Raw genomic sequence first — 13,411 nt, 5'->3', positions numbered from 1 at the left:
ATTTTTTAATTCAGCATGTTACGAATCACATAGTGCAAAATACCGTCATTCTGGTAGTAGGTTAACTCCGTGGCGGTATCAATGCGGCAGCGGCACAAAATCACCTCTTTGCTGCCATCCGCACGCACCATATTCACCGGAATGGCAGCCCCCGGTTTAATATCTTGCAAATCCGTAATATCAATCACTTCCTCACCGGTGAGCCCCAGCGTTTTGCGCGTAACCCCTTGCGGAAATTCCAGCGGCAGGATCCCCATACCAATCAGGTTGGAACGGTGAATACGTTCAAACGATTCTGCGATAACCACGCGAATACCCAGTAAACGCGGGCCTTTTGCCGCCCAGTCGCGACTGGAACCAGAGCCGTACTCCTTCCCGGCAATCACTGCCAGTGGAACGTTCTCCTGTTGATAGCGCATGGCAGCATCGTAAATAGCAACGACTTCCGTACCTGGCAAATGGCGGGTCATGCCCCCTTCAATACCCGGAACCATTTCATTGCGAATACGAATGTTGGCAAATGTGCCACGCATCATCACTTCATGATTTCCCCGTCGTGAACCGTAGGAGTTAAAATCCCGACGCTCGACACCATGATTCTGCAGATAGCGTCCTGCCGGGCTATCTGCCTTAATGCTGCCTGCCGGTGAGATGTGGTCAGTCGTCACCGAGTCCCCCAGCATCGCCAGAATACGCGCGCCATGAATATCCTGTACCGGGTCCGGCGTAGCCCGCATACCATCAAAGAATGGCGACAGGCGAATGTAGGTCGAGTCAGACTGCCAGCCGTAGGTGTCGGCACGATCAACATTGATCGTCTTCCATTCCGGCGTGCCTTCAAACACTTCTGCATACTCTTTATGGAACATTTCCGTGGAAACCTGTTCAACAGCGCGGGCAATTTCCCGTGCCGAAGGCCAGATATCTTTGAGATAAACCGGATCGCCTTTTTTATCATGCCCGAGCGGATCTTTGGTCAGGTTGATGTTCATATTGCCCGCCAGCGCATAAGCCACCACCAGCGGCGGAGACGCCAGCCAGTTCGTTTTCACCAACGGGTGAATGCGTCCTTCAAAATTACGGTTACCGGAAAGTACTGCCCCCACCGTCAGATCGCCTTTTTTAATGGCCGTTTCAATCGGATCGGGCAACGGGCCAGAGTTGCCAATACAGGTGGTACAGCCATAGCCAACCAGATTGAACCCCAGTTCATCAAGATACGGGGTCAGTCGAGCCTGTGCCAGATAATCAGACACCACTTTTGAGCCAGGCGCCAGCGAGGCTTTGACCCACGGCTGACGTTTCAGCCCAAGAGTAACCGCTTTTTTCGCCAGCAGCCCCGCCGCCATCAATACGCTCGGGTTTGAGGTATTGGTACAGGAGGTAATGGCCGCAATCACCACGGCGCCCTCCGGCAACTGGTATTGATGACCATTCAGAACATAGTCCACGGGCTGACGGTCTTTCTGCGAACTGTTCACCTCAAGTTCATTGCTCGCCGCGAATGCTTGCGGGACATCCCCCAGTGCAACCCGATCCTGCGGACGCTTCGGTCCGGCCAGGCTGGCTTCCACATCGGCCATGTCCAGTTCCAGCGAGCTGGTAAAGACCGGCGCATCACCAGTATTGCGCCACATCCCCTGCGCTTTGGCGTAGGACTCGACCAGCTCAACTTGCTCTTCGCTACGACCGCTCAGGCGCATATATTCGAGCGTCACGCCATCGATTGGGAAGAAGCCGCAGGTTGCGCCATATTCTGGCGCCATATTAGCAATGGTGGCACGGTCAGCCAGAGGCAAGGTATCGAGGCCATCTCCATAGAATTCAACAAATTTTCCCACCACGCCGTGTTTACGCAGCATCTGGGTAACGGTCAGGACCAGATCGGTGGCGGTGATCCCCTCGCGCAGTTTCCCGTCCAGTTTGAAGCCCACAACATCCGGGATCAGCATCGACACAGGCTGTCCCAGCATGGCGGCTTCAGCTTCAATCCCGCCAACGCCCCAACCCAGTACGCCAAGGCCGTTAATCATCGTGGTATGGGAGTCAGTACCGACCAGCGTGTCCGGGTATGCCACCCACTCGCCATCCTGCAATTCGCTCCACACCGCTTTCCCCAGGTATTCGAGGTTAACCTGGTGGCAGATCCCCGTACCCGGCGGTACAACGCTAAAGCGACTGAACGCCTGCTGCCCCCATTTCAGAAACACATAGCGCTCGTGGTTGCGCTCCATTTCCAGGCGGACGTTTTCTTCGAAAGCGTCATCGTCCCCGAAGCGATCCACCGTCACCGAGTGGTCAATCACGAGATCAACAGGTGAAAGCGGGTTCACTTTCGCCGTATCACCGCCAAGGCGTTTAACCGCTTCACGCATGGCCGCCAGATCGACCACCGCCGGGACACCGGTAAAGTCCTGCATCAGCACGCGGGCGGGTCGATAAGCAATTTCGCGATCGGCATGGGCATTGTCCAGCCAACGCGCCAGAGAATGAATATCTTCTTCGGTAACCGAATTACCGTCCTGCCAGCGCAGCAGGTTTTCCAGCAAGACTTTTAGCGATTTGGGCAACCGGGCGATATCGCCCAGTGATTTGGCAGCCAGAGGCAAACTGTAGTAGCGGTAGGTTTTATCTTTAACCTGCAATGTGTCCTTACTGGCTTCGCGTAGGGTCGACGACATAGCTCCTCCTTAAATGACAGGGTGGGATCCCCTGACTTTTCTCAGGGTTAGTATTAAAGATAACACAAACAAAATGTAACGCTTTGATAACAACTCAAATTGATAAAAGCAGAGAGCCGTAAATGACGGTAAAGGAGAATTAAGACGTGAAGGAGGACGTTACCGAATTGCGGCACAATGCTGTGCACCGCCGGTAATTCACTGTTTTATACGCACGCCGGTTGCCCGGGAATTACGTCATTCAATACGATGGATTAATTAGGATGAGTATAAAATGCGTGTTGATTATTGCTTCTGTTCTTCGTCTTCATCGAACAGATCAATAAAAGCCTGCTGCTGTGGGGAAAGTTGCCACGCGTCAGGTATATTTTTCCCATATTCAGGGGTCGGCTCCTGCGCGTGCTCATTGTCCTGTTGAGAGGGCGTAGTCGTGGGTTGCTGCTCCTGTGCGGACATGGTTAACCCCACACGTTCCAAATCACCAGCGCAACCACAACCCAGAACAGCACGGAGCCAATAAAGACCGTGAACCATGCTTTACGTTTCAGTGCGGGATCCCGGCGTGCAGGCTGGTTTCCAGAAGGCATCGCTAACCTCATACTATCGAAATTACTTATCATATTGGCACCAAACGATTGGTACAACTAATCACCAGATGAGAGAAATCCTAAAGAAAATGGCGTAAAAAAGCCAGTTAATTTTCCAATCCAGGCGGGTGAATAAATCAATTGTTTGATCCGATATAAATATTTGGCAGGGTTTTGGGCAGCATGTCTAATTTAAAACTACTTTAGCGTGTATTCCCCATAAACAATATGCGGTTAATATATTAATTCAGACGCCCCCGCCGGTAGCTCTTAACTTATAGAGATACCGACGCTGTCTGGGCCGTTATTATTTCTCAGGCAATTTAATATCTTTAAACATCGCTTCAATGTCATCGTTAGAACGAAGCGCAACCGCCGTATCCACCACGTCGCGCGTCAGATGTGGTGCAAAACGTTGAATAAAATCATACATGTAACTGCGCAGGAACGTGCTGCGGCGAAAACCGATTTTGGTTGTGCTGTGACTGAAAACATCATGCGCGTCAACCCGTACCAGATCCGGATCGGAAATCGGATCGACTGCCATGCTGGCAATCACGCCCACGCCCAGTCCGAGCCTTACGTAGGTTTTAATGACATCAGCGTCGGTCGCGGTAAAAACAATTCGCGGCTCCAGCCCCGCCCGGTTAAACGCAGTGTCCAGTTCCGAACGTCCGGTAAAACCAAAGGTGTAAGTCACCAGCGGGTATTGCGCCAGTTCCTCAATCGACACAGAGGATTTACCCGCCAGAGGATGATCGGGCGTGACGACAATCGAACGATTCCAGTGGTAGCACGGCAGCATCACCAGATCGTCGTACAGGTGCAGCGCTTCGGTCGCAATGGCAAAATCCGCATTGCCTTTTGACACCGCTTCCGCAATTTGCGTCGGTGACCCCTGATGCATATGCAAAGAGACGCGGGGATAGCGCTCAATAAAGCCTTTAATCACGTTTGGCAGCGCATAGCGAGCCTGGGTGTGGGTTGTGGCAATATACAGCGAGCCTTTGTCCGGCCAGGTATGTTCACCGGCAACCGACTTAATGGCATCCACTTTAGACAACACTTCGCGCGCAATACGAATAACTTCCTGCCCTGCCGGGGTAACCTGCGTCAGGTGCTTACCGCTACGGGCAAAAATCTGAATACCCAGCTCATCTTCCAGCATACGAACTTGCTTGCTGATACCCGGCTGAGAGGTATAAAGTCCTTCGGCCGTTGAGGAGACATTAAGGTTGTGGTTAACCACCTCAACAATATAGCGAAGCTGCTGTAATTTCATGTTAGACCATCCAGATTAGCGGCATCAGACCATCGTTTATGAGCAGGCTGCAGCGCGCTGCTAATACGATTTAATAATAAAAAGTTTGTTAACTATAACCACTATATCATTTTAATCTGAGCTGTATAGATGCCGCCCGCTATAAAAAAGGGCCGCTTACGCGACCCTTTCAGGAGAAGTTCAGCTGTCAGGCTGTTACTTCTTACCTTCTACCCATTTACCGTCAACGAAGAACGCGGACCAGCCGGTCGCTTTGCCGTCTTTCTCCGCAGCGACGTACTGCTGCTTGGTTTTACGGCTAAAACGCACCATCGATTTGTTGCCGTCTGGATCGGTCTGCGGCGCATCCGCAAGGTAGCGCAGTTTTTCCGGCAAACGATCGCGGAAGCGGTACAACTCTTCCACTAACGGCGCACGTGTCTCACGAGATTTCGGGAAGGTGTTAGCGGCCAGGAAAATACCTGCTGCGCCATCACGCAACACGAAATACGCATCCGATTTTTCACACGGCAATTCTGGCAGCGGAACCGGATCTTCTTTCGGCGGCGCAACTTCGCCGTTACGCAGGATCTTACGGGTGTTTTTACACTCATCGTTAGTACACGCCATGTACTTACCGAAGCGCCCCATTTTCAGGTGCATTTCAGAACCACATTTCTCGCACTCTACGATCGGACCGTCGTAACCCTTGATACGGAACTCACCCTCTTCGATTTCGTAACCGTCACAGGTTGGGTTGTTACCACACACATGCAGCTTACGTTTTGGATCGATAAGGTAGCTGTCCATCGCCGTGCCGCACTTCTGGCAACGACGCTTCGCGCGTAACGCGTTGGTTTCCGCATCGTCGCCTTCCAGCACGTTCAGCACTTCGTTTTCCGGCACCAGGTTAATGGTGGTTTTGCAACGCTCTTTCGGAGAAAGCGCGTAGCCGGAACAGCCAAGGAAAACGCCGGTACTGGCGGTACGGATGCCCATCTGACGACCACAGGTTGGGCAGTCAATACTGGTCAGCACCATTTGGTTTGGACGCATACCGCCCTCTTCAGGATCTTTCTCGGCTTTATCAAGCTGCTGAGTAAAATCACTGAAGAAGTTGTCGAGCACGCCCTTCCACTCGGCTTCATGCTTCGCCACCTGGTCGAGACTGTTTTCCATCTGCGCGGTAAAGTCGTAGTTCATCAACTCACGGAAGTTCTCTTCCAGACGGTCGGTGACGATTTCACCCATTTTCTCTGCGTAGAAACGACGGTTCTCAACACGGACATAGCCGCGATCCTGAATCGTCGAGATGATCGACGCATAGGTAGATGGACGACCAATGCCGCGTTTTTCAAGCTCTTTAACCAGTGACGCTTCGCTAAAGCGCGCAGGCGGTTTGGTAAAGTGCTGTGCTGGCGTCAGTTCGACCAATGTCAGCACATCGCCTTTATCCACTGCCGGTAAGATGCGATCTTCATCACCTTTACGCAGTGCTGGCATCACTTTTGTCCAACCATCGAAACGCAGAATACGACCGCGCGCCTTCAGGCGGTAATCACCCGCGCCAACGGTCAGCGTGGTGGAGTCATATTTGGCAGGCGTCATCTGACAGGCGACAAACTGACGCCAGATCAGCTGGTACAGTTTTTGCGCGTCAGCTTCCATATCTTTCAGCGATTCTGCCAGTACGGCGACGTCTGAAGGACGGATGGCTTCGTGCGCTTCCTGCGAGTTTTCTTTACTGGCGTACTGGTTCGCGCTCTCCGGCAGATACTTTTTACCAAAGTTTTCGCCGATGTAATCCCGGACCATAGAAACGGCATCCTGGCTCAGGTTGGTTGAGTCAGTACGCATATAGGTGATGTAGCCCGCTTCATACAAGCGCTGCGCCATCATCATGGTTTTCTTCACGCCAAAGCCCAGACGGGTACTGGCAGCCTGTTGCAGCGTTGAGGTGATGAACGGCGCGCCAGGTTTGCTGCTGGTCGGCTTATCTTCACGCTCCAGCACGCTGTAACGTGCTTTTTCCAGCAAGCTTACCGCAGCAAGCGTCTGTTCACGGTTAACCGGACGGAACGGTTTGTCGTTGTGGTGCGTCACTTCCAGCGGCAACGCGTCACCAGAAGGCGTCGTGGTGCTGGCATCAACTTCCCAGAACTCTTCCGGAACGAACGCTTTGATCTCACGTTCACGTTCAACCACCAGACGCACGGCGACCGACTGTACACGACCGGCAGACAGGCCACGGGCAATCTTTTTCCACAGCAGCGGCGAAACCATGTAACCCACCACGCGATCCATAAAGCGGCGCGCCTGTTGAGCATTGACACGGTCAATATTCAGTTCACCTGGCTTTTCAAACGCCTGCTGGATAGCATTTTTGGTGATTTCATTAAACACCACGCGACTGTAGCGGGTGTCGTCGCCCCCGATCACTTCCCGCAGGTGCCAGGCAATGGCTTCCCCTTCGCGGTCAAGGTCGGTTGCGAGATAGATGTGGTCGGCTTTTTCAGCCAATTGTTTCAGTTCAGAGACGACCTTCTCTTTACCGGGCAGCACTTCATAGCGCGCATCCCAGTTGTGCCACGGGTCAACCCCCATACGGTTGACGAGAGCGCCACGTTCATCCTTTTTGGGCTTTTTAGCCGTTTTGGTGGAGGTTGAGTCGGCGCTCTTTTTAGTTGCTGAGCCACTGGTCGGCAAATCACGGATATGACCGACGCTGGATTTCACCACGTAGTCATTACCCAGATACTTGTTGATCGTTTTGGCTTTTGCCGGGGACTCAACGATGACAAGAGCTTTACCCATATTCACCTTTACCTAATTTGATTCTTCCAGGAATGCGTCGCGCGTTGATTCACCTTCCACTGGCGACGAGCCATCGATATGGTCTCTGCGTCGGCGGATATCAACCCCTAGTACTGATTACGCGTTCGTAATGTAACTCCCATGTAACTGAGTTAACAGGTTTTATTTCACGAAAACGCTAAAGCACGACGGAATATTGGTCGAATGTCAAGCAAATCTGTTGCCAGATTGACGAAAGCGTCACACTGTACCTGATAAAATGCGTTACGCAACTTTATTAGCATGCAAAAACAAATCTCGCCAGTCGTGACGCTGCTATAAGACCACCGTTTTTATCAGGGAATATTTGCCCACAAGGCGGGCTCGGCGTAGACTAATGCCCTTGTTTAAGGAGTAAATAATGCATAAAGACACTCAACCCATCGATCGCGAAACACTGCTGATTGAAGCCAACAAAATCATTCGTGAGCATGAGGACACGCTGGCGGGGATTGTCGCCACCGGCGTCACGCAGCGCAATGGCGTGCTGGTTTTCAGCGGAGATTACTTTTTAGACGAGCAAGGGCTACCAACGCCCAAAAGCACAGCCGTGTTTAATATTTTTAAACATCTGGCGCATGTCCTTTCTGAAAAGTATCACCTGATCGATTAACGTAAAAACGCGAGGCCATGCCTCGCGTTTTGCTGTGTCGCCACTACCTGCCTGCTTTACATCAGCGGCTTTTGCCCACGCTGCCACCAGCGCAGCAGCAAGCGGTCTGCGTTTTCCGCCGCACTACCGGTGAAGCGGTCCATCAATTTTTTACGCTGCAGATAGCGCACGTTTAGCACTTCTCGACCCTCCATCAAGCCGAGGATCACTTCGTCGCTGGTATTGATCTCATCCACCAACCCTTTTTCCAGCGCCTGTTGACCAAACCAGTGCTCTCCGGTGGCAACCTGTTCAATGTCCAGAGTCGGACGCATACGGTGCACAAAATCTTTAAACAGGTGATGCGTTTCGTTCAGATCTTCGCGGAACTTCTGTCGACCTTCTTCCGTGTTCTCGCCGAGCAGCGTCAGCGTACGTTTGTACTGCCCAGCAGTGTGCAGTTCGATATCAATATCTTTGCCTTTCAGGAAACGGTTAAAGTTCGGGATCTGCGCCACCACGCCAATTGATCCGACAATAGCAAACGGCGCTGAGACAATTTTGTCGGCCACGCAAGCCATCATGTATCCACCGCTGGCAGCAACTTTATCGACGGTCACCGTTAAGGGGATCTGCTTATCGCGCAAACGCTGCAATTGCGATGCCGCCAGTCCATAGCCATGGACCACGCCGCCGGGGCTTTCCAGGCGGATAACTACCTGATCCTGCGGTTTTACCACCGCCAGCACCGCCGTCACCTCTTCACGCAGCGCGCTGACTTCATGAGCATCCATGCTGCCTTTAAAATCAAGCACCCAGACGCGCGGTTTACCCGACGATGTGCTCTCCCCCAGTTTCGCTTTGGCTTTGGCCGCCTTCGCATCCAGCTTGTGCTTTTTTTTCTGCGCTTTATGCCAGAGCTTTTGTTGGTGGCTGTCCAGCAAAGACATCGCCAGGTCTTCTTTCATCTCTTTATATTGTTCACTGAGATTGATGACCCGTAGCTCCCCGCGCTGACGCTTGCGTTGTGTCGCATTAACGATCAGCATGACAATCACCGCAATCGCCAGCACAACAGTGACGATTTTTGCCAAAAACAGCCCATATTCAGACAACAATTCCACGAGTCCCACCTTGGTTAAACAACGCTACTTTCGCTCAGTGTACAACAGGCGTGTAAGCCCGTCTTGCTTCATCCATCCGCTTGGTATTCCGTAAAAAGCATGACAAAGCGTTCATTTTACGGTGTTATTACCTTTGGCTGATTGAAAAATAGCAGGGTTTAAGGCATAAAGCCGACAAGTTATCGAAAACGGGATGGCCAGAGCGTCGCCGAGGAGTAGCCGTGCATTACCAACCTAAACAAGATCTGTTGCAGGATCGCATTATTCTGGTTACCGGAGCCAGTGATGGCATCGGCCGTGAAGCTGCGCTGACCTATGCCCGCTACGGCGCGACCGTTATTCTGCTCGGGCGCAATGAAGATAAACTCCGTCAGGTCGCCGAGTCCATTGCCGCAGAAAATGGTACACCCACACAGTGGCTTACGCTGGATCTGCTGACCTGCACATCCGCAGAATGTCACCAGCTGGCGCAGCGTATCTCCGCCAATTACCCGCGACTGGATGGCGTCTTGCATAATGCCGGGTTACTGGGTGAAATCTGCCCGATGAGCGAACAAAACCCGCAGGTCTGGCAGGATGTAATGCAGGTGAACGTCAATGCCACCTTTATGCTGACCCAGGCGTTACTCCCGCTGTTGCTTAAGTCTGATTCCGGATCGCTGGTCTTTACCTCATCCAGCGTCGGTCGTCAGGGGCGAGCCAACTGGGGAGCCTATGCCACCTCTAAGTTTGCCACCGAAGGTATGATGCAGGTGCTGGCGGACGAGTATCAGAATCGTCATTTACGCGTAAACTGCATTAACCCAGGCGGTACGCGCACCGGCATGCGGGCCAGCGCATTCCCGACAGAAGATCCGCAAAAATTAAAAACACCCGCCGACATTATGCCGCTTTACCTGTGGCTGATGGGCGACGACAGCCGCCGTAAAACCGGTATGACCTTCGACGCCCAACCGGGCCGTAAACCAGGAATCGCCCAATGAGTGAAGAACGTTATCAGCAGCGCCAACAGCGCGTAAAAGATCGGGTTGACGCCCGCGTTGCCGCCGCAAAAGACGAGCGCGGCATCATTATCGTCTTTACCGGCAACGGTAAGGGGAAAACGACCGCCGCATTTGGTACCGCCACGCGTGCGGTCGGTCACGGTAAGAAAGTCGGTGTGGTACAGTTCATTAAAGGCACATGGCCCAACGGCGAGCGAAACTTACTGGAACCCCACGGAGTGGAGTTTCAGGTGATGGCGACGGGATTCACCTGGGAGACACAAAACCGTGATTCCGACACCGCAGCCTGCCTGGCCGTGTGGGAGCACGGTAAGCGGATGCTGGCCGACCCTAGACTGGATATGGTCGTACTGGACGAGCTGACGTATATGGTGGCGTATGACTATCTGCCGCTGGAAGAGGTGCTCAGCGCCTTAAGTGCGCGCCCTTCACACCAGACGGTGATTATTACCGGTCGGGGATGTCATCGCGATATTCTGGAGTTAGCCGACACGGTCAGCGAGTTGCGCCCGGTCAAGCATGCCTTTGAAGCGGGTATTAAAGCGCAGATGGGGATTGATTATTAAAAAAGGACCCACGGGGCCCTTTTATTCACAACCACAGTAGATTAACCGTTGTTGTTGCGACCACCCGGACGACGGCTGCCGCCTACCTGGGTGTGGCGCTTAACCGCACGACGGATCTGGTTCGCCTTCATACGACGACGGTCTTTCTCAACGGCAACTTTAGAGCTGGTTTCCGGCTGCAGTTCTACCAGTTGACGCAGATAGTTAGTCTGCGCGAGATCCAGCTCCGTCCAGCCGCCGCGCGGCAGACCTTTCGGCAGTGGAATATCTCCGTAACGCACACGGATCAGGCGGCTTACCTGCACGCCAACGGCTTCCCACAGGCGACGCACTTCACGGTTACGCCCTTCGGTCAGGGTGACGTTATACCACTGGTTAATCCCTTCACCACCGCTGAATTTGATGGTTTTAAATGCAGCCGGACCATCTTCCAGCTGCACGCCACGGCTCAGGTCACGCAATTTCGTTTCATCCACCTGACCAAACACGCGCACCGCGTATTCACGTTCAACTTCGCGGCTCGGGTGCATCAGACGGTTCGCCAGTTCACCGTCGGTGGTGAACAGCAGTAAACCACAGGTATTCACGTCCAGACGCCCCACGGCAATCCAGCGCGCATCGCGCAGTTTTGGCAGGCGATCAAAAACGGTCGGACGACCTTCCGGGTCGTTACGGGTACACAGTTCACCTTCCGGCTTGTAATACGCCAGAACGCGACAGATTTGTTCCGCAGATTCCTTCACCGAAATCAGATGACCGTCGATACGGATTTTCAGACCCGGCGTCACTTCAACGCGATCGCCAAGCGTGGCAATTTTGCCGTCAACGCTCACGCGACCTGCTGCAATAATGGTTTCAATTTCACGGCGAGAGCCGTGGCCAGCGCGCGCCAGCACTTTTTGTAACTTTTCGCTCATAGAGCTTCCTTTAGGTGTCGCCTTCACAGGCGTCGAACAGGAGAATCAACGGCGCCAGTCAGCGCCATTTTAAGGCCGCGTAGTATACCGAGTTGCGCCCTTATAAGAAAGGTTTAACGTCGCCGACGCCTTCACGCAGCACCACTGGCGAATCATCGGTTAAATCGATAACCGTAGTGGGCTGCTGACCGAGATACCCGCCGTGGATGATCAAATCAACCTGCTTCTCCAGACGATCTTTGATCTCTTCGGGGTCGGACTCGGTAAATTCACTGCCCGGCAGCATCAGCGAGGTGGAGAGCATAGGCTCGCCCAGCGCTTCCAGCAATGCCAGCGCAATCGGATTGGACGGTACGCGCAGACCGATGGTCTTACGTTTTTCCTGCAGCAGTCGGCGCGGTACTTCTTTCGTCCCTTTCAGGATGAAGGTATAGTTGCCCGGCGTATTGTTTTTAATTAAACGAAAGGCCACGTTGTCCACGAACGAATAGGTCGACAGTTCGGACAGGTCACGGCACATCAGCGTGAAGTTGTGTCCATCAGGCAGGTGACGGATACGGCAAATACGCTCCATCGCCCCTTTGTCTTCGATTTTGCAGCCCAACGCATAGCCGGAATCGGTGGGATAAACGATCACCCCACCTTTACGCACAATTTCAACGGCCTGATTGATCAGACGTTGCTGTGGGTTATCAGGATGGATATAAAAAAACTGACTCATACTTTCCTCTCTGTGGTCTCGGGCTGTTCCCAGAGTTGCCAGACGCCTTCAACGCCTGCGGGCAACCAGAGCTTACGACCCAATTCAATCCACGGGCACGGCTGATGAAAATCAGACCCTTGTGATGCCCACAGCTGATGCTGACGCGCCAGGGTCGCCAGATGGGTACGCTCATTGGGGGACTGTTGACACTGCGCCACTTCCATCGCGTCACCGTGATGTTCGGCAAAATATGCAACCAGTCTTTTCAGCCACTTAGCGCTAAGATCGTACCGACCAGGATGGGCCAGTACTGCCTTACCGCCAGAATGATGAATGACATCAATAGCTTGTTCTATTGTACACCACTGTGGCGGAACATAACCGGTTTTCCCACGGGCAAGGTATTTTTTAAATACATCCGCAATGGTCGTGGCTTTGCCGCTCTCCACCAGGAAACGGGCAAAATGGCCCCGCGTGACGGCCCCGCCATCAGCCAGGCGCAACGCCCCTTCCCACGCGCCCGGGATGTGCGCTTTGTCCAGTCGCTCAGCAATCAGCTGTGCGCGCTGCTGACGGCGTGCCGTTTGCTGCGCCAGGAATTCACACATCATGGGGTGCGCGATATCAATATTCAAACCGACAATATGGATCTCGTGGTTTTCCCAGACCGTGGAAATTTCAACGCCGGCTATCAAATTCAAGGCCAAACCTGAACGTGAAATTTCTTCTCTTGCCGCCGGAATGGCTGCCGTGGTGTCATGATCGGTGATCGCCAGTGTCCCGACTCGCATCTCTACCGCACGGTGTACCAACGCTTCAGGCGTCAATCTTCCATCGGACGCCGTTGTATGACTGTGCAGGTCGTAAATCACTGCGTAATTCGTGTCGCTCAAGGCGGCTCCCGTTTCAATAAATGTCGTATCACGCCCATCATAGCGTTTTCGACAAATTTACTGAAATCAGGTGTTGACTTTATTCCATTGAACCAGTTAACTAGTACGCAAGTTCACATGAAGAAAAAGGTATCTGAGATGAAAGCAACATATGTCCTGCACGGTTGGTGGCGCACTTCCTGATTTCGGGCAGTGTCTTACGTCTGCAATATGCAACCAGATACCCGGCC

The 13,411-nt window shown here is 53.0% G+C and carries 13 protein-coding genes and 1 other annotated feature (1 of these 14 only partly in view); of the genes, 4 read left to right on the top strand and 9 right to left on the bottom strand.

Annotation, left to right across the window (positions count from 1 at the left end):
• Positions 1-5: 5 nt before the first annotated feature.
• The 5 genes from acnA to topA all read right to left on the bottom strand — a co-directional run bounded on the left by acnA (position 6) and on the right by topA (position 7,343).
• Positions 6-2,681, bottom strand: a complete 2,676-nt coding sequence (gene acnA, locus JQ822_RS05640; RefSeq protein WP_213132612.1) for an aconitate hydratase AcnA — start codon at positions 2,679-2,681, stop codon at positions 6-8.
• Between the two features lie 285 nt (positions 2,682-2,966).
• The gene (locus tag JQ822_RS05635; RefSeq protein ID WP_213132611.1) at positions 2,967-3,137 is read right to left on the bottom strand and encodes a hypothetical protein; all 171 of its coding nucleotides are present in this window, start codon (positions 3,135-3,137) and stop codon (positions 2,967-2,969) included.
• Between the two features lie 2 nt (positions 3,138-3,139).
• Positions 3,140-3,280: a YmiA family putative membrane protein gene (locus tag JQ822_RS05630; protein ID WP_244848701.1), complete on the bottom strand. Its 141-nt coding sequence runs from the start codon at positions 3,278-3,280 to the stop codon at positions 3,140-3,142.
• A 295-nt stretch (positions 3,281-3,575) separates the two neighbouring features.
• Entirely contained in the window at positions 3,576-4,550 is a 975-nt protein-coding gene (gene cysB, locus JQ822_RS05625) for an HTH-type transcriptional regulator CysB (protein ID WP_115258322.1), read from the bottom strand.
• Between the two features lie 195 nt (positions 4,551-4,745).
• Complete coding sequence (gene topA, locus JQ822_RS05620; RefSeq protein ID WP_213132609.1) at positions 4,746-7,343, bottom strand: type I DNA topoisomerase; 2,598 nt, start codon at positions 7,341-7,343, stop codon at positions 4,746-4,748.
• Positions 7,344-7,743: 400 nt separating this feature from the next.
• Here topA and JQ822_RS05615 point away from each other — a divergent pair, with 400 nt between their 5' ends.
• Positions 7,744-7,995: a YciN family protein gene (locus tag JQ822_RS05615; RefSeq protein ID WP_213132608.1), complete on the top strand. Its 252-nt coding sequence runs from the start codon at positions 7,744-7,746 to the stop codon at positions 7,993-7,995.
• Between the two features lie 56 nt (positions 7,996-8,051).
• On the opposite strand, the gene sohB is transcribed toward JQ822_RS05615, so the two are convergent.
• Positions 8,052-9,098, bottom strand: coding sequence for a protease SohB (gene sohB / locus JQ822_RS05610; protein WP_213132607.1), 1,047 nt, complete (start codon positions 9,096-9,098; stop codon positions 8,052-8,054).
• Between the two features lie 221 nt (positions 9,099-9,319).
• On the opposite strand from sohB, the gene JQ822_RS05605 reads away from it, so the two are divergent.
• Positions 9,320-10,081 (top strand): YciK family oxidoreductase, encoded by a 762-nt coding sequence (locus tag JQ822_RS05605; RefSeq protein ID WP_213132606.1) that lies wholly within the window; start codon positions 9,320-9,322, stop codon positions 10,079-10,081.
• A complete protein-coding gene (gene cobO / locus JQ822_RS05600; protein ID WP_213132605.1) occupies positions 10,078-10,668 on the top strand; it encodes a cob(I)yrinic acid a,c-diamide adenosyltransferase in 591 nt (196 codons plus the stop codon). Before JQ822_RS05605 ends, cobO begins: the two co-directional genes overlap by 4 nt.
• A 41-nt stretch (positions 10,669-10,709) precedes the next feature.
• Here the strand turns inward: cobO and rluB are convergent, their stop codons facing one another.
• From rluB to rnm, 3 genes are all read right to left on the bottom strand, one after another.
• A complete protein-coding gene (rluB, locus tag JQ822_RS05595; protein WP_213132604.1) occupies positions 10,710-11,585 on the bottom strand; it encodes a 23S rRNA pseudouridine(2605) synthase RluB in 876 nt (291 codons plus the stop codon).
• 100 nt (positions 11,586-11,685) lie between these two features.
• Complete coding sequence (locus tag JQ822_RS05590) at positions 11,686-12,306, bottom strand: L-threonylcarbamoyladenylate synthase (protein WP_096756817.1); 621 nt, start codon at positions 12,304-12,306, stop codon at positions 11,686-11,688.
• On the bottom strand, positions 12,303-13,181 hold the full coding sequence (rnm, locus tag JQ822_RS05585) for an RNase RNM (protein ID WP_213132603.1): 879 nt from the start codon (positions 13,179-13,181) through the stop codon (positions 12,303-12,305). The genes JQ822_RS05590 and rnm overlap by 4 nt, the downstream gene beginning before the upstream one ends.
• On the opposite strand from rnm, the gene trpL reads away from it, so the two are divergent.
• A complete protein-coding gene (trpL, locus tag JQ822_RS24600; protein ID WP_446715000.1) occupies positions 13,137-13,364 on the top strand; it encodes a trp operon leader peptide in 228 nt (75 codons plus the stop codon). The genes rnm and trpL overlap by 45 nt on opposite strands.
• Positions 13,341-13,411: a sequence feature (Trp leader region), on the top strand (it continues 24 nt past the right edge of the window). It overlaps the preceding gene by 24 nt.

It is taken from the genome of Citrobacter sp. FP75 (genome assembly GCF_018342065.1).
Taxonomy (GTDB): Bacteria; Pseudomonadota; Gammaproteobacteria; order Enterobacterales; family Enterobacteriaceae; genus Citrobacter.
The sequence above is the reverse complement of the archived record's forward strand: the minus strand, read 5'-3'. Positions and strand labels throughout refer to the sequence as shown.

Excerpts from the sequence above, each read along its gene's own strand:
- cobO (WP_213132605.1), top strand. The coding sequence starts at position 10,078 with ATGAGTGAAGAACGTTATCAGCAGCGCCAACAGCGCGTAAAAGATCGG.
- acnA (WP_213132612.1), bottom strand. The coding sequence starts at position 2,681 with ATGTCGTCGACCCTACGCGAAGCCAGTAAGGACACATTGCAGGTTAAA.
- JQ822_RS05615 (WP_213132608.1), top strand. The coding sequence starts at position 7,744 with ATGCATAAAGACACTCAACCCATCGATCGCGAAACACTGCTGATTGAA.
- rluB (WP_213132604.1), bottom strand. The coding sequence starts at position 11,585 with ATGAGCGAAAAGTTACAAAAAGTGCTGGCGCGCGCTGGCCACGGCTCT.
- topA (WP_213132609.1), bottom strand. The coding sequence starts at position 7,343 with ATGGGTAAAGCTCTTGTCATCGTTGAGTCCCCGGCAAAAGCCAAAACG.
- JQ822_RS05635 (WP_213132611.1), bottom strand. The coding sequence starts at position 3,137 with ATGTCCGCACAGGAGCAGCAACCCACGACTACGCCCTCTCAACAGGAC.
- trpL (WP_446715000.1), top strand. The coding sequence starts at position 13,137 with ATGACTGTGCAGGTCGTAAATCACTGCGTAATTCGTGTCGCTCAAGGC.
- cysB (WP_115258322.1), bottom strand. The coding sequence starts at position 4,550 with ATGAAATTACAGCAGCTTCGCTATATTGTTGAGGTGGTTAACCACAAC.
- JQ822_RS05590 (WP_096756817.1), bottom strand. The coding sequence starts at position 12,306 with ATGAGTCAGTTTTTTTATATCCATCCTGATAACCCACAGCAACGTCTG.
- JQ822_RS05630 (WP_244848701.1), bottom strand. The coding sequence starts at position 3,280 with ATGAGGTTAGCGATGCCTTCTGGAAACCAGCCTGCACGCCGGGATCCC.